The sequence below is a fragment of the Thiomicrorhabdus heinhorstiae genome, from assembly GCF_013391765.2.
GTDB lineage: Bacteria > Pseudomonadota > Gammaproteobacteria > Thiomicrospirales > Thiomicrospiraceae > Thiomicrorhabdus > Thiomicrorhabdus heinhorstiae.
The window spans coordinates 23,910-44,588 of the sequence record NZ_JACBGI020000011.1 but is presented as its reverse complement, the minus strand read 5'-3'; the positions used below and the strand labels follow the sequence as shown (position 1 = coordinate 44,588).

20 protein-coding genes are annotated in these 20,679 nt (G+C 49.8%); 8 read left to right on the top strand and 12 right to left on the bottom strand.

Features of this window, described 5'->3' with window-relative positions:
* Positions 1-6: 6 nt before the first annotated feature.
* On the bottom strand, positions 7-897 hold the full coding sequence (locus tag H8792_RS07135; RefSeq protein WP_185978257.1) for a LysR family transcriptional regulator: 891 nt from the start codon (positions 895-897) through the stop codon (positions 7-9).
* A gap of 84 nt (positions 898-981) precedes the next feature.
* Between H8792_RS07135 and H8792_RS07130 the strand changes: the two genes are divergently transcribed.
* From H8792_RS07130 to H8792_RS07115, 4 genes are all read left to right on the top strand, one after another.
* Positions 982-1,296 carry a DUF2607 family protein gene (locus H8792_RS07130; RefSeq protein ID WP_185978256.1) on the top strand — a complete coding sequence of 105 codons (315 nt, stop codon included), beginning with the start codon at positions 982-984 and terminating at the stop codon, positions 1,294-1,296.
* Between the two features lie 142 nt (positions 1,297-1,438).
* Entirely contained in the window at positions 1,439-2,443 is a 1,005-nt protein-coding gene (locus H8792_RS07125) for a hypothetical protein (protein WP_185978255.1), read from the top strand.
* 49 nt (positions 2,444-2,492) lie between these two features.
* Positions 2,493-4,571, top strand: coding sequence for a TonB-dependent receptor (locus H8792_RS07120; protein ID WP_185978254.1), 2,079 nt, complete (start codon positions 2,493-2,495; stop codon positions 4,569-4,571).
* Between the two features lie 108 nt (positions 4,572-4,679).
* Entirely contained in the window at positions 4,680-5,480 is an 801-nt protein-coding gene (locus tag H8792_RS07115; RefSeq protein ID WP_185978253.1) for a Cof-type HAD-IIB family hydrolase, read from the top strand.
* Here the strand turns inward: H8792_RS07115 and H8792_RS07110 are convergent.
* From H8792_RS07110 to gmk, 8 genes are all read right to left on the bottom strand, one after another.
* On the bottom strand, positions 5,477-5,863 hold the full coding sequence (locus H8792_RS07110; RefSeq protein ID WP_185978252.1) for a RidA family protein: 387 nt from the start codon (positions 5,861-5,863) through the stop codon (positions 5,477-5,479). The two genes, H8792_RS07115 and H8792_RS07110, sit on opposite strands and share 4 nt — an antisense overlap.
* 67 nt (positions 5,864-5,930) lie before the next feature.
* On the bottom strand, positions 5,931-8,069 hold the full coding sequence (locus H8792_RS07105; RefSeq protein WP_185978251.1) for a RelA/SpoT family protein: 2,139 nt from the start codon (positions 8,067-8,069) through the stop codon (positions 5,931-5,933).
* A 21-nt stretch (positions 8,070-8,090) separates the two neighbouring features.
* Positions 8,091-8,315: a DNA-directed RNA polymerase subunit omega gene (gene rpoZ, locus H8792_RS07100; RefSeq protein WP_185978250.1), complete on the bottom strand. Its 225-nt coding sequence runs from the start codon at positions 8,313-8,315 to the stop codon at positions 8,091-8,093.
* Positions 8,316-8,399: 84 nt separating this feature from the next.
* On the bottom strand, positions 8,400-9,668 hold the full coding sequence (locus tag H8792_RS07095; protein ID WP_185978249.1) for a 3-deoxy-D-manno-octulosonic acid transferase: 1,269 nt from the start codon (positions 9,666-9,668) through the stop codon (positions 8,400-8,402).
* Positions 9,669-9,675: 7 nt separating this feature from the next.
* Complete coding sequence (gene kdsB, locus H8792_RS07090) at positions 9,676-10,422, bottom strand: 3-deoxy-manno-octulosonate cytidylyltransferase (protein WP_185978248.1); 747 nt, start codon at positions 10,420-10,422, stop codon at positions 9,676-9,678.
* Between the two features lie 156 nt (positions 10,423-10,578).
* The gene (locus tag H8792_RS07085; protein WP_185978247.1) at positions 10,579-11,652 is read right to left on the bottom strand and encodes an iron-containing alcohol dehydrogenase family protein; all 1,074 of its coding nucleotides are present in this window, start codon (positions 11,650-11,652) and stop codon (positions 10,579-10,581) included.
* Positions 11,653-11,720: 68 nt separating this feature from the next.
* A complete protein-coding gene (locus H8792_RS07080; RefSeq protein WP_185978246.1) occupies positions 11,721-12,908 on the bottom strand; it encodes a DegT/DnrJ/EryC1/StrS family aminotransferase in 1,188 nt (395 codons plus the stop codon).
* A 50-nt stretch (positions 12,909-12,958) separates the two neighbouring features.
* Positions 12,959-13,585, bottom strand: a complete 627-nt coding sequence (gmk, locus tag H8792_RS07075; RefSeq protein WP_228766997.1) for a guanylate kinase — start codon at positions 13,583-13,585, stop codon at positions 12,959-12,961.
* Positions 13,586-13,850: 265 nt separating this feature from the next.
* Here gmk and aroK point away from each other — a divergent pair, with 265 nt between their 5' ends.
* The 4 genes from aroK (at position 13,851) to H8792_RS07055 (ending at position 17,261) form a co-directional block, all read left to right on the top strand.
* Positions 13,851-14,375, top strand: a complete 525-nt coding sequence (gene aroK, locus H8792_RS07070) for a shikimate kinase AroK (protein ID WP_185978244.1) — start codon at positions 13,851-13,853, stop codon at positions 14,373-14,375.
* A gap of 18 nt (positions 14,376-14,393) precedes the next feature.
* Positions 14,394-15,479 (top strand): 3-dehydroquinate synthase, encoded by a 1,086-nt coding sequence (gene aroB, locus H8792_RS07065; RefSeq protein ID WP_185978243.1) that lies wholly within the window; start codon positions 14,394-14,396, stop codon positions 15,477-15,479.
* 36 nt (positions 15,480-15,515) lie between these two features.
* Positions 15,516-16,433, top strand: coding sequence for a D-hexose-6-phosphate mutarotase (locus tag H8792_RS07060; RefSeq protein ID WP_185978242.1), 918 nt, complete (start codon positions 15,516-15,518; stop codon positions 16,431-16,433).
* A gap of 228 nt (positions 16,434-16,661) precedes the next feature.
* Positions 16,662-17,261 carry a hypothetical protein gene (locus tag H8792_RS07055; protein ID WP_185978241.1) on the top strand — a complete coding sequence of 200 codons (600 nt, stop codon included), beginning with the start codon at positions 16,662-16,664 and terminating at the stop codon, positions 17,259-17,261.
* 48 nt (positions 17,262-17,309) lie between these two features.
* On the opposite strand, the gene H8792_RS07050 is transcribed toward H8792_RS07055, so the two are convergent.
* From H8792_RS07050 to purT, 3 genes are all read right to left on the bottom strand, one after another.
* On the bottom strand, positions 17,310-18,020 hold the full coding sequence (locus H8792_RS07050) for a YoaK family protein (protein ID WP_185978240.1): 711 nt from the start codon (positions 18,018-18,020) through the stop codon (positions 17,310-17,312).
* Positions 18,021-18,261: 241 nt separating this feature from the next.
* Positions 18,262-19,137 carry an RNA polymerase sigma factor RpoH gene (rpoH, locus tag H8792_RS07045; protein WP_185978239.1) on the bottom strand — a complete coding sequence of 292 codons (876 nt, stop codon included), beginning with the start codon at positions 19,135-19,137 and terminating at the stop codon, positions 18,262-18,264.
* A 286-nt stretch (positions 19,138-19,423) separates the two neighbouring features.
* On the bottom strand, positions 19,424-20,614 hold the full coding sequence (gene purT / locus H8792_RS07040) for a formate-dependent phosphoribosylglycinamide formyltransferase (RefSeq protein WP_185978238.1): 1,191 nt from the start codon (positions 20,612-20,614) through the stop codon (positions 19,424-19,426).
* Positions 20,615-20,679: the final 65 nt, after the last annotated feature.

Sequence of the window (20,679 nt, the reverse complement as noted above, 5' to 3'; positions counted from 1 at the left end):
ATCGGGTTAGTGGATAGAGGCCTGCAAGGCTTCGGTCACGAAATCGACAAACAGACGGCCGATTTTAGAGAGGCCCGGCTGCGAAGAGTACAGGGCATGGATGTCGATCGGTACCGAATGCTCGGGTAAAACGGCATGCAGTTTCTGCTGCTGCAGGTAAGGTTCGACCAGGGTTTGCGGAAACAGCAACAGACCCTGTCCGAGCAATGCCGTTTCAATCAAATACATTTCGTTATTGCTGCGAATATTGCCGCGGACGTGGCTGTGATCCTGCGCTCCGAGCACTAAAGGCCAGCTTTTCTGAAGTGGCATACCGCTGTAAATCAGGCAATTATGCTCCTGCAAATCATCCAGCGTTTGCGGGGCACCGTGTTTTTCAATATAGACTGGCGCGGCAAAGATTCCGAGCCGGGTGGAGAGCAGTTTTCTGGCCCGGTCATTCGAGTCTTTCAGTCCGCCGATGCGAAATGCCAGATCGATCTCTTCTCCCAGCAGGGATTTATAGTCACTGGAAATCAACAGGTCAAAATTCACGCCGGGGTACTGTTGCGAGAAGCCGTATATCAGGCGTGACAGGTACAGATAACCGAATGCTTCGGAAGCGGTAATGCGCAGAGTGCCGGTCAGCTGGTCGCTGCTTTCCATCAGGCGTTGCTCCGATCTTTGCGTGTCTTCGATCAGTCGCAAACAGTGTTCATATACCTCCTGACCGGCAGCGGTCAATTTCAATTTGCGCGAAGTTCGGCTGACGAGCTCCACTCCCCAATCTTCTTCCAATTGATGCAGGCATCGGCTGACCGTGGCTTTGGACAATCCGAGCAGATCGGCGGTTTTCGTCAGGCTGAGGTTCTTGACGATATGGATAAATACATACTGGTTGCGATATTTCTTCTGCATGGTCGTCGTTGTTCGGGATAGAAGACTTTTATTGTAAAAGATAAGCGGAAGTTTTTATTGACAGATACCGTATAATCTTTATTTATGGATAAGTCTATTTTTTCTGCCACACAGTTCAGGTCGAGTGTCTCCCTGAGAATCGCCGCGATTCTCATCGGGCTGTTTCTGTTCGCCCAAACGGCAGCGCTGATCCATAGCAAAATTCACCCTTTCCACGAACATACCGCGCAATGCGATGTGTATGCCGGAGTAGAACACCAGGCCGCGGATGCGCCGACAGTCATCACCGTACCGTTTGAAGCGGCAACCGTCGTCCTGTTTCATGCACCGAAAGTTCTTTTCCACTTTTCAACCAGCTTTGACGCTTTTCTTGCCCGCGGCCCGCCGGCTTCTTTGTAAATCCCCCAATCTAAACTTTTAAGCACACAGTGCGCTTTAGCGGACGGAATGATCCTGCGCGCACGAAATCTATCACTTTGGGTCGCAATGTACGACAACCAAGGAGTATGTGATTGCGGCCGATTTAGAAAGGAATTTACAAATGAAATTGTTTGCTAAAACGACCATGACAGCAGCGATGGCTGCACTATTGCTGAGCGGCTGTGGCGGCGGCTCGGATTCGACTGAGGACAGTTATGAGTCCGGCTTGCCGGAAAACCTGACTTTGAGTTTTATCGATGCGGCTTCTCCGCAGTATTTTTCGTTGAACACGGACGATGACAGCGTAACGGATTTGAACGAATTGGCTGCTGCAAGCGGTGATTCTTCGGTACAGAAATTGGCTTTGAACGATACTTCGGTATTGGGATCGATCTTTTATTGGCCGGATTTCCGCGTTGTTGACGGCGAGAAGAAGCTGGACGGTAAATATCTGGTGATGAAGCCGGATTATGTTGCCGGTGATGCGATCGATTCGACTAAGTTCGTGCAGTTGGTGCACTTCCACGGAACAGAGTTGGCGGCGCATTCTGCCGATGAATTCGAAGCTCCGGAGGAGGGAAGCAACAAGGCGCTGGCAATGGAACGCTTGAATGCCTATGTTACCGAGCAGAACGAACTTAAAGAGGAAATTGCCGAAGTCTTGCCGGAAGATCAGACCTTATGCCGCGCTTATGTGGACCCTTACCTGAAGTTTGAACTGGAGCAGGATACTGCTGCAGAAACAACGGAAGAAGCAACGGAAGATGAGGCTCATGATCACGGTGATCTGATGCATTTTGCGCTGACTAAATCGGGGCGCGTTTACTTCTATAAAGAAGGCGAAAACGGTTTGGAGTCGGCTCAAGGGTTTGTGGTTTTGGATGATGTCGAGCAGATTGAAAACTGTGAGCGTACGACAATTGCACGCAGCAGTGAAGACGGTGTTTTGATTTTCGTACCGGATTCGCAATCGCTCTATCTTGTCGATTCGCACGGTGCCGATTATCACCAGCATTCGCAGTGGTCGGTTCCGGAGGTTCTGCAAAACGACGGATTGTATCTGGACATGATGGCCGTGTTGGGTGAAGGTGCCGAACACGATCATGAAGAAAGCGAAGAGGAATAAGCTCTGGGCGGGGCGCTTCGGCGCTCCGTTTCAAACAAGGATTATTGTTATGAAACGAAAATTATTGATTGTCGCTTTAAGTCTGCAACCCATAATTGCCTCTGCCGAAACCAGCCTTGAATCGATCGATGTCGAGGCGCAGTCCGAACAGGATGCGGATCGTAAAGTTCAGGACAGCGAAGCTCTGCAGAGGCAGGCGAGCGGTCAAACGCTTGGCGATTATCTGGATAATACGCCGAATGTCGACTCGGCCAGTTATGGCGCCGGTGTCGGCCGTCCGGTGGTTCGCGGCATGAGCGGTTATCGGGTAAAAATTCTGCAAAACGATCTGGAAGCGTCCGATCTTTCGGCTATGAGCCCGGATCACGCGGTCGGGGTTTCCGCCAAGGCTTCGCAGCGGATTGAACTGCTTAAGGGGCCGGCTTCTTTATTGTATGGCGCTCAGGCGGGGGGCGTGGTTCGGCTTGTCGACGAAGCGGCGGCGGATTTTCCGAAGCAGGGAATCAGCGGCAAGCTTGAGGCATCGGCAACCGACAGTAATGAAGGACGGAATCTCAGCGGACAAGTCTCGGCGGCTTCCGAGAAATTCGGTATCTCTTTTTCCGGAGTGCATCAACAGACCGGCGATTATGTAGACGGCAACGGCCAAACCATTAAGGATTCCGATGTTTTAAGCCAGCAGGGGCAGGTTAATCTGTTTTATCGTTATGCGCCGGATACGCAGCTGCAGTTTTATTTCCGGGATCTGTACAAGGACTATGGCATTCCGAATAGTACGGCCGAGGAAACCCGCATCTCGATGGAACGCCAGGATTATGGCGTCAAGTGGTCGAAAAATGCTTTAAACGATGCAATTGATCGTCTGAGTATGGAGTTGCAGTATAGCGATTATCTGCATGACGAAACCGAGGGCGGTCGAAAAGACGGTCTTTTCGGCAAGAAAACTCTGACTTTCGACCTGACGATGGATTACGCCTGGCAGGATTGGTTGGGAACGGCAAAATTCGGTGTTTCCAATCAGGAACTGAAAGTCTGTCACGAACACGGCGGGTGCGAGAGTTTTACCACCGCAAGCCGGAATTCGGGACCGATCGGCGATTCGATCGAGAACAATATGACGACTTACGGACTGCCGTATAGTCATGGCCATCCTATGCCGGATACCGAGGAGCGTCGCTGGTATGCTTCGACTCAGGCGGATAAGCCTTTGAACGAAACCGATACCCTAAGTCTGGGCGCCTATATGGAATACCGGACTTTGGATGCAGATCCGTCGAATATTCAACAGACCTGGGTTTATCCGACTAGTCTGGATGCCAATTATTACGATAGTGCGCAAGACTGGGCCGGTAGCCTGTCGGCAGCCTTTAAACGCGATTGGGACCAGTTCAGCGGTTGGGAAGCGAGTCTGAGTTATCTGCAACGTTTACCGAGTGCCGACGAGTTGTATTGGAACGGATTCCACCATGCGACGGACAGTTATATTTTCGGTAACCGCTATCTGAACAAGGAACAGGCGATTACTCTGGATCTCGATTGGCATGGACGTCTGTGGCAGGGTGATTGGCAGGCAAGTGCATTCTATTACGCTTTCAAAGACTATATTTACCAAAGAACCGTTTACGATGCCGGCGGTCAGCCGCTGTTGGATCCGTTCCATACCAGCGAAGTGTGGATGATGCTGCAGGATGATGCGCGTTTTTACGGCGGTTCGGTTTCTTACGGACGGAACTTGGGGACGGCGGGGCAGTCGCCTTGGCGCTTGAACAGCCAGATCGATATTCTGTATGCGAAATTGTCGGATGGTAGTAATCTGCCTCGAACGGCTCCGGCAAGCTGGTTGGTCGGTTTGGACTATCAGCAAACCGATTGGCAGACGAATCTGTCGCTGAAGCATGTCTTCGAAGCAACCGAACTGGCCAAGTATGAAACGGCGACTCCGGGTTATAACTGGCTCTCCTTTTATGCCCAGAAAGATCTTAAAGGGGAACAGAGTCAATGGAGTCTGTGGTTTAAAGCCGATAATATCCTTGACGAATATGCACAGAACCATCTCTCTTTCCTGAAAGATACCGCACCGCTTAGCGGCCGTCAGCTAAGTGTTGGCGTTCGCTGGCAGTATCGATAGGGAAGGCTGGCCGTCAAATCGATTATCGTCTATAGGTGTCACAAATTTTAAATTTGTGGGTGGCATGTTTTCTGGTAAGGTTGCGCTATCTTTATAAAGGCGGAATCTATGATCAAACTGGTGGTAATCGATTTAGACGGCACTTTGCTGAACCCGGAACATGTGGTCAGTGAAGCGACTTTGCAGGCGTTACGGGCTTTGCATCGTCGTGACATTCAATTGATGATCGCCACCGGTCGTCACTTTCAAGACGTCTATATGCTCGCCCGGCAACTGGACTTGCCGGTGAGCTTCATCACTTCGAATGGTGCCCGGGTTCACGATCACCATGGTAACCTGCTGTATGAAAATCACATTCCCGACGAACTGGTCGGCGAAATTCTTGATTTAACTTCCGGTTACGACATTCATCGCAATATCTATCAAGGCGATGTCTGGCTGGTTGAAGAAGAGAACGAGCCGCTACTGGCAATCCATCACGCTTCCGGTTTTGAGTATCAACTGGTCGATTTTGCCGACCTTCAGCACGAGCATATCGATAAATTTTACTTTAATGCCCGGCATGACGTTCTGGTGCCGATTGAAGCCAGTCTTCAACAGTCTTTGGGCGACCATTTGACGATTACCTTCACGACCGGAGAGTATCTGGAGGTGATGAATAAAGGTGTGTCGAAAGGCAAGGCGTTGCAGAGTAAATTGGATACCCGAGGAATTCTAGCGCAAGAGGTAATGGCTTTCGGTGACGGTATGAACGATATAGAAATGCTTGAACTGGTCGGCCATCCGGTGCTGATGGCGAATGCCGCCGAGGCGGTCAAGGCGCGTTTGCCTCAGGCCGCGATTGCGAAAAGCAATGCGGATGACGGCGTTGCCGATTATCTGCAGCGCCATCTTTTAAATCCGGCTTAGTAGCTGGATAACACCATTACGCCATCCATCTCGACATCGGTGTTTTTCGGCAATTGCTTGACCGCGACGGCGGCTCGCGCAGGATAAGGCTGTTGGAAATACTGCGCCATAATTTCGTTAACGGTCGCGAAATGGCTCATATCGGTCAGAAAAATATTCAATTTAGCAATATCTTGCAGAGTTCCACCGGCTGCCTGGCAGACGGCAGACAGGTTTTGAAACACCTGGTGAATGCGAGCATCGATTTCGCCTTCTTTTAATTCCATGGTTTCCGGTACCAAACCGATTTGTCCCGACAGGTAAACGGTATTGCCGGTGCGGATTGCTTGAGAATAGGTGCCGATGGCTTGTGGAGCTTGATCCGTAGAAATGACTTCGCGCATAACAGTGTCCTTGTTGTAAATCATTAAACTAAAGCGAATGCCGTTTCTCAATCGAGAATACGGCGCTTTATAAACGTTGAATCTTGTCGACGATCGGGTTGCGTTTCAGTTCGCGCATTACTCGGGCCAGATGAATGCGGTCGGTCACATTAATGACGAAGTTCATTAAGCTGTAACTCTCGTCTTTGTCCTCCGAGCGAACCCGTTCGATGTCTGTCTGGGTCTTGGCGATCTCATTGGCGATCGTTGCCAGACTGCCGCGCTGGTTTTTCACCTCCAGCTGAATTTCCGCCAGGAAGGTGCCTTCGACATCGTCGGCCCAGTGAACTTCCAGACATTTTTCCGGCTGGTTTTTGATATTCTTGACGTTACTGCAATTGTCGCGGTGAATAACCAGGCCTTTCTCGGTACTGATAAAGCCGACGATTTCGTCGCCCGGAATCGGGTGGCAGCAGTTGGCGAAATGCACCGCCATCCCTTCGGTTCCGGAGATCGGTAGCGGAATATCCTGATTGCTCGGTTCCACGTTTACCTGATCTTCGCTGCCGAGAACCACGTCGTGAATCTGTTTGGCAACCAGCGGAGCCATACGCTTGCCGTTACCGAGTTCTTCCAGCAACTGCGTCCATTCTTCGAGCTTGAAGATGCGGATCAGATCGAGACGGATTTCTTCGGTCAGGCCGTCGTAAGCCATATTGAATTTTCGCAAAGCTTTGGTCAGCATGCGTGAGCCCAGTTTGATGGCATCGTCGCTCTGCTGATTCTTCATGAAGTGGCGGATTTGCGTGCGTGCCTTGGCGGTTTTGACGAAGTTCAACCATGCCGGGTTAGGCAGCGGGACTTTGCCTTTGAGGATTTCGATGGTTTCACCACTGCCTAGAGGTGTGCGCAATGGAACCAGTTTCTTATCGATACGACAACCGACGGTCGCGTGCCCAATATTAGTATGAACAGCGTAGGCGAAGTCGACCGGTGTGGCGCCTTTCGGCAGGGTGATAATGTCGCCTTTCGGCGTGAAAACGTAAATAATGTCCGGGAAAAGATCAATTTTGACGTTTTCCAGGAAGTCCAGAGAATTACCGGCGCTTTGCTGAATTTCCAGCAGGTTTTTGACCCATTCCTGCGCGCGCAGATCGACTTGCGACGGAGAGACTTCGTTTTCGTTGTCGCTCTTATATTGCCAGTGCGCGGCGATACCGTGCTCGGATACTTCATGCATCGCTTCGGTCCGAATCTGAACTTCCAGATGGACGCCGTGAGGTCCGCGCAAAGTGGTGTGTAATGACTGGTATCCGTTGGACTTCGGAATGGCAATATAGTCTTTAAAACGTTTCGGAAGCGGTTTATACAGGGAGTGGACCGCGCCCAGAGTACGGTAGCATTCGTCTGCGGTTTCGACCAGAATGCGCACGGCAAAGATATCAAGAATTTCCTTGAATTTCTGCTGCTTGGTGCGCATTTTTTTATACAGGCTGAACAGGTGTTTTTCGCGGCCGATGACTTTGCCGGTGATGTTTTCCTGATTGAGACGGTTTTGAATGGTTTCCGTGATCTGTTCGATAATTTCGTTGCGGTTGCCGCGCGCTTCTCGAACCGCATTTTCCAACACTGCGAAGCGGTATGGATACATCGCTTTGAAGCCGAGATCTTCTAGCTCGATTCGCATGGAGTTGATCCCGAGGCGGCCGGCGATCGGTGCGTAGATATCTAGTGTTTCGCGGGCGATACGGCGCTGTTTATCCGGGCGCATGACGCCGAGAGTGCGCATATTGTGCAAGCGGTCGGCAAGTTTGATCAGAATGACACGGATGTCACGCGACATCGCCAGAACCATTTTGCGAAAACTTTCCGCCTGGGCGACTTGCGGGTCGTCGAATTCCAGTTTACCCAGTTTGGTGACGCCATCAACGATTTCGGCAACGCTTTCGCCGAAGCGTTCGATAATATCGTTTTTACTAAAGGGGGTGTCTTCAACGACATCGTGCAGAAGAGCGGCAATCAGGCTCTCTTTGTCGAGTTGGATTTCGGCAAGGATTTCGGCAACCGCAACCGGGTGCCAGATATAGTCGCCGCCGGCTTTACGCTTTTGGCCTTTATGAGCAAGAGCGCCGAACTCAAAGGCGGCTTTGATGCTGTCAACTTTCTCAGAGCTGAGATAGAGAGAGGCTTTATGAAGGAGTCCGTCGATAGAGTTCGGGGTCGGCATACAGTCGAGAAGGTCTCCGGCTTAGCTAAAAAACGGAGGAGTGTCTGGATCTTCCATTACGACTTTGCCGTCGATGGTGTTTTCCGCTAATTCTCGCAGAGCCATAACGGTCGGTTTGTCCTTGTCCCAGTCCAGGGTCGGTTCAGCACCGTTTGCCAATTGGCGGGCGCGTTTAGCGCTCAAAATGACCAGTTCGAATCGGTTTTCTACTTGAGTTAAGCAATCTTCAACAGTTACGCGAGCCATGTGTTTTATGTCCCATAAATTTTAGAGTAAACGAGTATTTTACGAAAAATGCCCTTAAAAATAAATGCTTAAAGTCGCTGAGTCTTAGTATTTTTTTGTTAGCGCGTGTTCTTCAAGAATCTGTATATAGCTTTCAAAGGTGTGCGTCTGACTTAGCATAGCGCGATTGGCGCCATATTCAAGCTCCAATTTCAGTTGCGGGTTCTGCAAAAGATTTTTCAGGTTTTCGCTAAGTTGCGGGTAATCGCATTGAATGAGGCCGTTATTGTCTTTTAAAAGAGCGGTTTCTTCCTCAAAATCCGACATATCCGGTCCGGTAATCATCGCCTTGCCGTAGGCTGCCGGTTCCAGAATATTATGCCCGCCCTTGGGTACGAAGCTGCCGCCCATCACTACAGCCTCGGCGTGTTCGAACAGCGCCAGAAGGTAGCCGAACCGGTCGTCGAGCCAAATTTGTGTATCGGCGGTCAGTGGTTGTTGTTGGCTGGCAACGGCAAACTTGACGCCGAGGGCCTGCAGTTGTTCCTGAATGGCGGCGCTACGTTTCGGATGGCGGGGTACAATTACCAGCAGTTCGGGGCGCTGCAGCTGTAGCCAGATTTCGCTTATGCGACGCTCTTCGTCTTCATGCGTCGAGGCGACCAGCACATAAGGCCGCGGTAACGGTTTTTCGAAATGTTTGATCTGTTGCGGACGGCCGTATTTGATATTGCCTAAGGCAAGAACCTTGTCTTGCGGTGCGCCGAGTTGAATAAAATGCTCGGCTTCTTCTGCCGAGCGGGCAAGAACCTGGGTTACCTGGCTTAGGCTGTGCTGATAAAGGCGTTTCAACCAGAAAGGGGCTTTAAGCGTTTTTGCCGACAGGCGTCCGTTGAGAATACGGATCGGGATCGAGTTCCGGCTACAGACCGAGTAGAGGTTCGGCCATATCTCGGTTTCCATAATCCACAATTCGCGCGGCTTGAAGTGTGTGACAAAGCGATTGACGGCGCCCGGCCAGTCGAACGGGCAGTAACAGTGCTGCAAAGCATGATTGACCGCTTCGTCTTTCTCCAGAGTTTGCTGGAAGAACTGATAGCCGTTGCGAGTATTGGTGGTAAGAATAAAACGCAGTTGCGGCCGATCTTCCAATAGCGCCTGCATCAGCCCTTCGGCGGCTTTAAGCTCGCCGACTGAAGCGCAGTGAATCCAGATGTGATCATCGTTCGGTTGTTCACTGCTCAAAGGTTCGGGATAAGCGTAACCGCAACGCTGTTTGAAAAAGCGCATTTCCCGCGGCTGTTTGCGCATCTGGTTGCGAAAAACCAACAGGATCAACGGCGCTAATAGATAGAGTATCAGGTTATAGAACATTCAGGTCCTAATGCCCCGCTTGCAGAAGGGCTTCCATGATTGCGATATCGCCAGGCAGATCGACTTCCGGCGAGTCCCATTTGCTTTCCACAACCATGATTTTATGACCGTATTCCAGTGCTCGCAGCTGTTCAAGTTTTTCGATGTCTTCAAGTCGCCCCATCGGCAGGGCATTAAAGGTATCGACGAAGCGCTTGGTATAGGCATAAACGCCAAGGTGCTTGAAGCTGTCGTGATCCCAGTAATCCCGGCCGTGAGGAATGGTCGCTCTCGAGAAATACAGTGCGAAACCATTGACGTCGGTCACCAGTTTGACGTCTTTCGGATTGGTGATTTCCGCTTCATTGACGATTTTAAAAGACAAGGTGCTCATTTCGAATGAGCCGTCGTAGTCGTCGGCAAGAAATGGTGCTATGACGTCTTCGATCGATTCATGGTGAACCAGCGGCTGATCTCCCTGAACGTTGACGATCAGATCATCTTCCTGTAATCCCAAGGCATTCGCCGCTGCGGCAATACGATCGGTGCCGGATGCAGCTTCCGCCGGAGTCATGACAACCTGACCGCCGAAGCCTTCTACTACTTCACGGATGCGCTCATCGTCGGTCGCGACATAAACTCCTGCCAATCCCTGAGCTTTAGCGATACGCTCATACACATGCTGCACCATCGGTTTACCGTCAATCAGTTTCAAAGGCTTGCCCGGCAAACGCGAAGAACCATAACGGGCAGGGATAAAAACATAGGTATTCATAATGATATCTTGGGCTTTAAATAATTGTATAGGGATCAAGAACGTATTGTTAGCCGTTGTTTTTTTGAGGTTTGGCTAGGCGTTGGTGAAGGAGTTGGGTTTTACCCAATGACTGAATCAACAACAACGCCAAAACCAAAAAACAAGGCTTAAAATTTACATTTTTTCGTATAAGGAGCGTAACAGCTCAGGCGTAACATGCGTCTGCCAATCCGCCCCGTAAACATTTTCCCATAGCGGCGCCAGACCGGATGCAACTTTGATCATCTTATCCATGTCTTCTTCGCTCATGCCTTTGGTAATCCCTTTCGGCAGAGTGATGTTGTGCTTCTTCATCATTTCGCGGAAGATTTTTACACCTTCCGGATAGAAGTCGTCCAGAACGTCCATGACGATACAGTTACCGATGCCGTGGTGGTAGCCCAATACGTAAGAGAGGCCGTAAGAGAGTGCATGGCAGGCGCCAACCTGGCTATAAGCGATCGACTGGCCGCCCATATAGGATGCCATCATCAGCTTTTCGTCTGCATCAGGGTGATCTTCAAGGAAGACTTCGTAACAAAGGTCTAGCGATTTTTCACCGAAAGCGCGGGCAAATTCGTTGATATAGGTGCCGTTCAGAGCTTCGATATTGTGGATATAACAATCCATCCCGGTATAGAACCATTGGTCGGTCGGGACGCCTTGCAACAGATCAGGGTCCATAATGATCTGATCAAAAACCGTATAGTCCGAGTTCATGCCCAGCTTCTTGTCAGGGCCGGTCAAAACCGTGGTGCGCGAAGCTTCGGCACCAGTACCGGAAAGTGTCGGAATACCGACGTGATGTACCGCCGGGTTCTTGATCAGGTCCCAGCCCTGATATTTTGCGGAACCGCCCTCGTTGGTCAGCATCAGAGAGATTGCTTTGGCCATATCCAAGGTGGCTCCGCCACCTAGACCGACCACGCTGACCGGGTTACGGCCCTTGCCGAAAGCCTTCACTTCTTCGGTCAGTTGATCGACATAGGTTGTTTTAGGTTCGTCAGTCGTGTCGACCCAGATAATCATGTCCTGTTCAAGCGCTGGAATGCGCTCTCTCAAAGGACGGTCTTTATGGACATGGTCAACGGCAAACACAACGTAATCGTCGGCTTGCTTGCGTTCTTCGGCTAAAACATCATCGAGTTGTTCAAAGGAACCGCGGCCGAAAATCATTTTCGGTACGGTCTTAAAATTACGGAATTTCATGTTGGTTTGTTCCCATGTTTTAGGCATGCGGCACTTGTTATATGTTTAGCCGCAGCACTATTAGCTATTTAGCGTTTAAATACTTTATCGAAAGCATCGATACGTGCCTGAATATCCTCATTGCTCCAGGATAGTTGAATCAGCATCGAAATGGCACGGCTCATAATTGCGTCGGATTTCGGTGTTTCCACCTGAGTATAGTCAGGACGATCGATAATCAGTTCGATCGGTAACTTGGCCGGCCCTTTCATCTGTTGGATGTGGGTCCAGTTTTTAAAATAATGCCAGTTATTGCCATACCAGTAGAAGACCGCAGGGACGCCGGCGGCACCTAAAGCGGCGACCACTTCCTTAGCGCGAGCTTCATCAGGAAGGAAGAAACTCAGGAAGCCGGCATTATCGCCCGCTTCATCGGGAATTTCGCGGAAGCTGACTTCAGGGTATTGAGCCAAAGCATCTTTCAGAGCCTTTTTGTTACGGCGTTGAATATCCAGAATACGATCCAGTTTTTTCCATTGTGCAACGCCGACGGCGGCATTCATTTCCGAAATGCGGTAGTTGCTTCCCATAATCGGATGGCCTTCGGCACCGCGATCCATGCCGATATGGTCGTGACCGTGATCGGAATACATGTGGGCGTTGTTGTAGATAGTGTCGTCGTTAGTCAGGATTGCGCCGCCCTCTCCGCAGGAGACGGTTTTGACCGAGTCGAAAGAAAGTGCACCGACATGCCCGATGGTACCGAGCGCCTTACCTTTGTAGGTTGCTCCGGTTGCCTGGCAAGCGTCTTCCAATAGAATCAGATCGTGTTTGTCGCACAGCGCCTTGATTTCGTCCATTTTCCCCATCGAACCGCACATGTGCACAAAGTTAACCGCCTTGGTTTTCGGAGTGATGACCGCTTCGATTCCTTCCGGAGACAGGGTCAGGGTTTCGTCGATTTCGGCAAACACCGGGATCGCGCCGGCAAGGACAATCGCTTCAACACTGGCAACAAAGGTGAAAGGTGGAACGATGACTTCGTCTCCGGCACCGATTCCGGCTGAGGCCAAAGCGGTGGAAAGGGCATTGGTACCGCTGGAAACCAGGTGAGCGTGTTTGACTTGCAGGGTTTCGCAAATCATCGATTCCAGTTCACGCGCTTTCCAGACGTCGTTGCGCATGCCGTCAAAGTTGTAGCGGAAGGTAAAACCGGATTCCATGACTTCGGCAATTTGTTGCTTTTCGGAATCGTCAAAAATTTCAAAACCTGGCATGGCTTTGTGCTCCTAATTCTTTTCTTTTGTAAAACTTACGGTGCCGGAGATCAGACTTCGATTTCCATTCCCAATAGATCTTTAATCAACACTTTATGGGCCTGCAGCTGAGATTGGCGGCGCAGGCGCTTGGCTTTGAAGATGCTGTGAAGATCTTTCAGGGTGGTTTCGAAGTGATTGTTGATCACCAGATAATCGAATTCTTTGTAATGCGACATTTCGTTGATGGCGTCTTGCATGCGGCGCTCGATCACTTCGTCACTATCTGTTCCACGCGCTTTTAAGCGACGGTGCAGCTCGTTCATCGACGGCGGCAGAATAAAAATCGATGTTGCCTGCGGCATTAGTCGGCGGACCTGTTGGGCTCCTTGCCAATCGATCTCGAGAATCACGTCTTTGCCGGCGTTCAACTGCGCTTTTACGCTACTGCGGGAAGTGCCGTAATAGTTGTCGAACACTTTTGCGTATTCCAGAAAATCACCTTCTTCGATTTTTTTTTCGAATTCTTCGACGGATAAAAAGTGGTAATTGACGCCGTTGGCTTCACCCGGACGCATAGCGCGAGTGGTGCAGGAGACAGAAACGGCAATGCTGCCGTCAGTTTTGGTCAATTGCGAAACCAATGAGGTTTTGCCGGCGCCGGATGGGGCTGAAATGATATAGAGTGAGCCACTCATATAGGTCATTCTCCGTTGTTCGAGGCGGATAGAAAGATGGAAATTCCGCCATTTTAACAGAGATTTTGCTAACTGGTAGCTACTATAAGGGTCGGTTTTTACGGAAATTTTTCCCGTAACAAACTAAAGCCGATTTAGAGGCGATGTTTTTGTTTGACCTTTGAAGATAAAAAGCGACGGCGAGCATGGGGTTTCGGATGGTTTCTTGCCCGGCTAAATGTATCTTAAAAGGTGACAAAATAGATAAATCCATTAGAATGCTCTTATGCATAAAGAAAGTATATTTTTAATAGGTCCCATGGGTGCCGGCAAGTCTACGGTCGGCAAGGCTTTAGCCGAGCGATTACGCTATCAATTTGTCGATAGCGACCACGTCATAGAAGAGCGCACCGGCGCAACTATTCCGATGATTTTCGACATTGAAGGTGAAAGCGGTTTTCGCGACCGGGAAGAGGCCGTGATCGACGAATTGACGGAGCGAAAATGCACCGTGCTGGCAACAGGAGGCGGAGTGGTCGAGCGTGAGCTGAATCGTCAGCATCTGGGCACTCGGGGGTTTGTCGTTTATCTGAAGTCGTCTGTCGATGCCTTGATTCAAAGAACCAAGCACGACCGTAACCGGCCGTTATTGCAAACCGAGGATCCGCAAAAAGTTCTAAGCGAGTTGATGGAACGTCGCGAGCCGTGGTATCTGTCTCTGGCGGATTTGGTCATCGAAACGCAGCAAGTGCCGGTGCATAGAGTCGTAAAAAAAATAATTGACCGCCTCGAGCGGGAAAACATCGTTTAACTGAGAGAGTTTTGGGTTGTGAAAACATTACATGTGGAATTAGGGGATCGCAGCTATCCTATCTTTATCGGTCAGGGGCTTTTGTCCCGACCGGAACTGTTAAAGCCTTATGTCAAAGGCCGGCAGGTCTTGATCGTTACCAATACCACGGTCGCCCCTCTCTATTTACAGCAGTGTGAAGCGGCTTTTGCCGGGTTTGATGTTCATTCGGTTATCTTGCCGGACGGAGAGCAGTACAAAAATCTGGATACCCTGAATCTGGTGTTTGACGAATTAATCGATCAAAAATTTGACCGCGGCTGTACTCTGGTTGCGCTCGGCGGTGGTGTTATCGGTGATATGACCGGTTTTGCGGCGGCGGCTTTTCAGCGTGGAGTGAATTTCATTCAGGTTCCGACGACCCTGCTGGCGCAAGTGGATTCTTCGGTCGGTGGAAAAACCGGCGTCAACCATCCGCGCGGTAAAAACATGATCGGCGCTTTCCATCAGCCACAATGTGTTTTGATCGATACCGATACCTTAAACACTTTAGAGGACCGTGAGCTTTCCGCCGGTCTGGCGGAAGTGATTAAGTACGGTCTGATTGTTGATCTGCCGTTTTTCGAATGGTTGGAAGAGCATATCGAAGGTTTGCTGCAACGCGATCCTCAGGTTTTGTCGGAAGCAATCGAGCGTTCGTGTCAGAATAAAGCCGACATTGTCGCCAAAGACGAGAAGGAAGCCGGTTTGCGGGCACTCTTCAATCTGGGGCATACCTTCGGACATGCGATTGAAGCCGGAATGGGCTACGGAAACTGGTTGCATGGTGAAGGCGTCAGTGCCGGAAGCATGCAGGCGGTATATATGTCGAAGCTGCTCGGTAATTTGAGCGAAGAGGATCAGCAGCGAATTGCCGCTTTGTTCGAACGCGCCAAATTGCCGGTATTGCCGCCTTCGGTTGAAGAAATGGATAACGATAAGTATCTGGATCTGATGGCCGGAGATAAAAAAGTTCAGGCCGGCAAAATCCGTCTGGTTCTGCTAAAAACGATCGGTGAAGCTTATGTGACCGGCGATTACCCACGGGAACTACTGGAACGCACCTTGACGGAGTGGCGTCCGTAGTCTTTCTCGAGTTCTGCAGCGAAAAGGAGAGGACATATGACAATCGATAACTTCAAAGTTGAAGGTGTTCGCTTCGTAAAGCGCGGAGACTTGACGTTGATTGAAGTCGAGAATGCGTTTGCTAAAGCGCTATTGACGCCTTTTGGCGCATCGGTTCTAAGTTATTGTCCTAAAACGGCCGACGGAGAATTTGACAAGGATGTGTTGTGGGTCAGTCCGCAGGCGGTATATGACGGCAAAGCGGCCATTCGCGGTGGAATTCCAATTTGCTGGCCATGGTTTGGCGGTTATAAGGAAGATTTTCACTCCGAGGTGGATGTTGAGCAGCCGCCGAATCATGGTTTTGTGCGTAAAACCTGGTGGAAGACCGAATCGATCAAGCAACTCGGTAATGGCGCGGTAGAAATTCGTTTCGGTCTGGAGTCGAATGCCGATACCCGTGCTGTCTGGCCACATAGTTTCCGTTTGCAACTAAAGGTCGTGATCGGTCCGACCTTGAGCCTGACGTTGAGTACAACAAATTTAAACGAGTACGCCTTGTCGATCACCGAGGCTCTGCACACTTATTTCGCCGTTGAGGATAGTCGTCGAATTGAAGTCGACGGTCTTCAGGGTGGGGTTTGTATCGACACGCTCGATAACAATAGTCGAAGTATTCAACAAGGTAAGCTGTTGCCGCCCGAATCGATCGATAATGTCTATCTGAATGTTGCCGGGGATATTTCAATCAAGTCTTTGCCGGATGGGCCGAAATTGCTTCTGGAAACCGTACATGCCCAGTCTTGTGTGGTATGGAATCCAGGATCGGAAATTGTTAAAGGCTTTGCCGATATCGATAATGCCGACTGGACCGACTTTATCTGTGTGGAAACGGGCAATGTTTGGGGTGACCGCGTGGTCATCGAAAGCGGCGAAACACACCGAAGCAGTTTGATTGTTTCACGTGAAAACTGATTGAAGTTGTCGAAACCGTTTTCAGATAGAATTTCCATCTCTGAAATTACCCTAAATTTAACGCTAATCGAAGATAAATTCCAGAAAAAAATGCTTATTTTTCAAGCTTTTTGTTTCAACGCATTTTTTCACAAAAAACCTTGATTTCACGGTTGTTTTTTAAGTTCGACTGATTTAATTTAAAACCTCGAAACCGCTTTTTCCATCTTAATTTTTCGGGTAACTAAAATGAAATCGTCTTTTCCGCTTGGTCAGCGTAGCGTATATATTCCTAACCTCTGTTTCATCATCCCTTTGAAGCCTCTTCGCAAGACGCCGAATGTCAGTTTTTTTAGTGTTGAAGGCGTTGTCGACAGCCTTGCCGGTGTTGACTTGGTCTTACATGGTCCGGGCGGCAAGAGCCCTTTGATTGACGGCGACGATACATGGTATTGGTATATGCATACCGATCAGGAAGATAAATTGGTCGTTCATCAAGGCAAGCGTCTGGTTGAACTTTATTCACACAAACATGGTCGTGTCGAGAAATTCGAAGTGACGGCCGATGCGATTTACCACGACGGTAAGAAAATCTATGAAGGTTCAGCAATTTTAGGCTGGGATCCGCATGTTTTCCACCGTGTACACTCTCCTGAAGGCAGTATTTCGACCAACTATGCTGCACGTATGGAAGGATTTGATATTGATACCAACTTCAATATCTATCGTTTGAATACGGAAACGGGCGAGTTCGAAACCGCGCGTCTGGGCGCTTTGGATCAACCAAAAACCGAAACCCAAGAAACTCAAGATGTTCAAGAAGAGACACAAAAAGAACATGCGGCTTAATGCTTCTGCTTCGTGTCCCTGAGCCCGCCGTAGTGCGGGCTTTTCTTTTTATTGGCGGTTGTTTTTTGGTGAGCGATAGTAATTACGCAGGTAAACACTACCAAGAATCAGCATGATAACGGCGGGGATCAGCAAGCTTTCAGCCGGAAACTGCCGATAACCGAGAATGCCTAAAATGCCTCCCAATACATAACTTAGCAATAAGATAATCAGCAGATTGCTGCGCCAATTCCATTTGCGTCGATATTTTATGCACAGTGCAAGATGCACACCGATGTCGGTCGCATTACCGGTCATATGGGTGGTTCGTAGTTGCAATCCCCGATAGCTGGCGACTAAAGCGTTCTGTAAACCGCAGGCGATTGCCGTCGTCAGAAGAGCCAGAGAAGATGCCTGCCAGCTCGCCCAGGCGGCGAGAATCAGCAACAGGCCGTTTAAAAGCAGGGCATGACCGTAATTGGGCGTTTGTTTGTAAGGGATTATGCCGATTAACAGCCCGGATAAAAAAGCACCGAAAATAAACCCCATCAGAATCATCGAGGTTTGTAATAGCAGTTCATTTTGCTGGTTCAGAAAATGATCGCTGAGGTGCGATGCGACTCCCGACATCTGGCTGACGGGGATGCCGAATTCAATGAGCATAGCGCTGTTAATATAGCCTGCGATGAGAGACATAATAAAGGCAACACGATAAATTTTTCCGATTGTCCGGTTGCCGGGACTGGATTCGTCAATGGTTTCTCGAATTGGGTAGGGCATGATGTTTCGGGCGCTTGCTCCTCTGAGATGCAAAGTGAATGAATATGGCGGTGTCGGGATAAAGAAATTTGCGGAAATAGATCCCTTTGCCTTGTATAGATTATATGCAAATATTCTCTAGAGTTTTATTCTATTAATCAATAGATTGTCGCTTTTTCAATATCGGAACTGCGGAAAAAAGAAACCCGCGACAGCGGACTGCTAACGCGGGTTTCATTGAAGGGGTGTACAATTTGATCGCTTAGGCAAGCAGCAGGTTTTTTAATTTACCCAAAGCTTGTTTTTCTACCTGACGGATGCGTTCCATGGAAACACCGTATTCCTCGGAAAGTTCTTTCAAGCCGACTTTTTGGTCGCTCAACCAACGTTTCTGCAGAATATCGTGGCTACGTTCGTCAAGAGTCGACAAAGCTTCCTGCATGCGGCGCATCTGATATTCAGCCTGGTTTTGCTGTACCAGCTGGGTTTCCGGGTCTGCCTGTTCACTGACAAGAACCGGGAAAGTCGTTTGCTCGTCGTCGTCTCTTGGACCGTCTACCGAAATATCTTTCCCGTACAAGCGGGTTTCCATTTCCAGTACGTCTTTGCGGGTAACGCCAAGCTCTTCGGCAACGCGGTCAGCATCCTTATCTCCAAACCATTCCAGAGATTTTTTACTGCCGCGCAGTTTAAAGAACAGTTTGCGCTGTGCTTTGGTGGTGGCAGTTTTAACGATACGCCAGTTACGGATCACGTATTCGTTGATTTCGGCGCGAATCCAGTGAACCGCGAAAGTCATCAGACGAACGCCTTCTTCCGGATTGAAACGCTTCACTGCTTTCATCAAGCCGACATTACCTTCTTGGATGATATCGCTCAGTGGCAAACCGTAGCCTTTGTAGCTGCGGGCAACCGGTACAACATAGCGCAGTGAAGAAAGAATCAATTGGCGAGCCGCATCCAAATCTTGTTGATAGTAAAGGCGTTCGGCAAGTTCACGTTCTTCTTCCGCACTCAGTTGATGAATGCTTTGTACCGTGCGCAAGTAAGTTTCCAGGTCCGCTCCCGGAACCAGCTGATGCGAAGCGACTTGCACCGCAGGTAGATTGTTTTGTTGAGCTGTGATGATCTTAGACATTTAAAAGACCTCCATAACGCTTTATTTGAATTGCTTAAAAATATAGCAGAAGTTTAGCAGTCAATGCAAGAGAGTGCTAAAGGTTTCATTGTTTATTCATAATTTTATTTTATCGGTTGTGGAGTTTATTAATGATGAAGCAAACCTGAATTTTTAAAGGGCTACATCTGTAAAAATACCGCCTGTGGATAAGTTGGGTATAAGTGGGAAAACTTTGTATAACTCGATAAGAACGATTTAGAGCCCGCAAATCACAAGGGTTTGCGGGAAGAAGATAGGAAGGGAGTTAGAATTCGACTTTTACCGCAGCGGCAGCGCGTTTGGCTTTTTCGATTGCACTATCGATATCGTTGGCACGAGCCATGGCCACGCCCATGCGACGACGACCGTCGATATCCGGTTTTCCGAACAGGCGTAATTGCGTATCGGCATCCGCTAGAGCCTGTTCAAGGTTGGTAAAAGCGGTTTGAGTCGAGGTGCCGGTCGGCAGGATAACGCTTGACGCAGACGGGCCATGCTGATGAATATTCGGAATCGGCAATTCCAGAATCGCACGTACGTGCAGTGCGAATTCCGACAGATCCTGAGAGATCAAGGTGACCAGGCCGGTATCATGCGGTCGCGGCGACACTTCGCTGAAATAAACGTGATCGCCTTTAACAAAAAGCTCAACGCCGAACAGGCCGCGTCCGTTTTCACCACACAGCTCGCTGGTGATTTTTTCGGCAATGTCCTGGGAGGCTTGCAGGGCGGCAGGACTCATCGGCTGCGGCTGCCAGGACTGGCGATAGTCGCCGTCTTCCTGATAATGACCGATCGGCTCGCAGAAACTGACTCCGTCTTTGTGACGCACGGTCAACAGGGTAATTTCATAATCGAAGTCGACAAAGCCTTCAATGATCACACGTCCTTTCCCGGCACGACCACCTTCCTGAGCATATTGCCAGGCCGGTAAAATATCGTCGCTGTTGCGGATTACACTCTGGCCTTTACCCGAAGAGCTCATGATCGGTTTGACGACACATGGCATGCCGATGCGTTCGACAGCGGCAGTGAAGTCGGCCTGATTATCTGCAAATTCATAAGGAGAGGTCGACAGACCTAGAGTTTCCGCTGCCAGACGGCGAATGCCTTCGCGGTTCATAGTCAATTGCGTTGCGCGCGCGGTTGGAATGATTTTGACGCCTTCCTGCTCCATCTCCGCCAGGGTGTCGGTGGCAATGGCTTCGATCTCAGGCACCACCATGTGCGGCTGTTCCTGTTCGATGATGCGGCGTAATTCGGTGCCGTCCAGCATATTAATAACGTGACTACGGTCGGCCACCTGCATTGCCGGAGCGTTTGCATAGCGATCGACGGCGATAACTTCGACACCTAGGCGTTGTAGTTCGATGGCAACTTCTTTGCCGAGCTCTCCGGCACCGCAAAGCATGACTTTGATGGCGGTAGGTGAAAATGGCGTACCAATGCTGGACATGGCATCTCCTTTGCTAACATGATGCTTAGAATGGTTTTGCTGCGGGTTTTTTCCCTTATTCGATG

What these genes read in the sequence shown, in the direction of transcription:
- H8792_RS07115 (WP_185978253.1), top strand. Translation starts at nt 4,680, where the DNA reads ATGATCAAACTGGTGGTAATCGATTTAGACGGCACTTTGCTGAACCCG.
- H8792_RS07110 (WP_185978252.1), bottom strand. Translation starts at nt 5,863, where the DNA reads ATGCGCGAAGTCATTTCTACGGATCAAGCTCCACAAGCCATCGGCACC.
- gmk (WP_228766997.1), bottom strand. Translation starts at nt 13,585, where the DNA reads ATGAGTGGCTCACTCTATATCATTTCAGCCCCATCCGGCGCCGGCAAA.
- kdsB (WP_185978248.1), bottom strand. Translation starts at nt 10,422, where the DNA reads ATGAATACCTATGTTTTTATCCCTGCCCGTTATGGTTCTTCGCGTTTG.
- H8792_RS07055 (WP_185978241.1), top strand. Translation starts at nt 16,662, where the DNA reads ATGAAATCGTCTTTTCCGCTTGGTCAGCGTAGCGTATATATTCCTAAC.
- purT (WP_185978238.1), bottom strand. Translation starts at nt 20,614, where the DNA reads ATGTCCAGCATTGGTACGCCATTTTCACCTACCGCCATCAAAGTCATG.
- rpoZ (WP_185978250.1), bottom strand. Translation starts at nt 8,315, where the DNA reads ATGGCTCGCGTAACTGTTGAAGATTGCTTAACTCAAGTAGAAAACCGA.
- H8792_RS07135 (WP_185978257.1), bottom strand. Translation starts at nt 897, where the DNA reads ATGCAGAAGAAATATCGCAACCAGTATGTATTTATCCATATCGTCAAG.
- H8792_RS07105 (WP_185978251.1), bottom strand. Translation starts at nt 8,069, where the DNA reads ATGCCGACCCCGAACTCTATCGACGGACTCCTTCATAAAGCCTCTCTC.
- H8792_RS07095 (WP_185978249.1), bottom strand. Translation starts at nt 9,668, where the DNA reads ATGTTCTATAACCTGATACTCTATCTATTAGCGCCGTTGATCCTGTTG.
- H8792_RS07050 (WP_185978240.1), bottom strand. Translation starts at nt 18,020, where the DNA reads ATGCCCTACCCAATTCGAGAAACCATTGACGAATCCAGTCCCGGCAAC.
- H8792_RS07080 (WP_185978246.1), bottom strand. Translation starts at nt 12,908, where the DNA reads ATGCCAGGTTTTGAAATTTTTGACGATTCCGAAAAGCAACAAATTGCC.
- H8792_RS07085 (WP_185978247.1), bottom strand. Translation starts at nt 11,652, where the DNA reads ATGAAATTCCGTAATTTTAAGACCGTACCGAAAATGATTTTCGGCCGC.
- H8792_RS07120 (WP_185978254.1), top strand. Translation starts at nt 2,493, where the DNA reads ATGAAACGAAAATTATTGATTGTCGCTTTAAGTCTGCAACCCATAATT.
- aroK (WP_185978244.1), top strand. Translation starts at nt 13,851, where the DNA reads ATGCATAAAGAAAGTATATTTTTAATAGGTCCCATGGGTGCCGGCAAG.
- H8792_RS07125 (WP_185978255.1), top strand. Translation starts at nt 1,439, where the DNA reads ATGAAATTGTTTGCTAAAACGACCATGACAGCAGCGATGGCTGCACTA.
- H8792_RS07130 (WP_185978256.1), top strand. Translation starts at nt 982, where the DNA reads ATGGATAAGTCTATTTTTTCTGCCACACAGTTCAGGTCGAGTGTCTCC.
- rpoH (WP_185978239.1), bottom strand. Translation starts at nt 19,137, where the DNA reads ATGTCTAAGATCATCACAGCTCAACAAAACAATCTACCTGCGGTGCAA.
- H8792_RS07060 (WP_185978242.1), top strand. Translation starts at nt 15,516, where the DNA reads ATGACAATCGATAACTTCAAAGTTGAAGGTGTTCGCTTCGTAAAGCGC.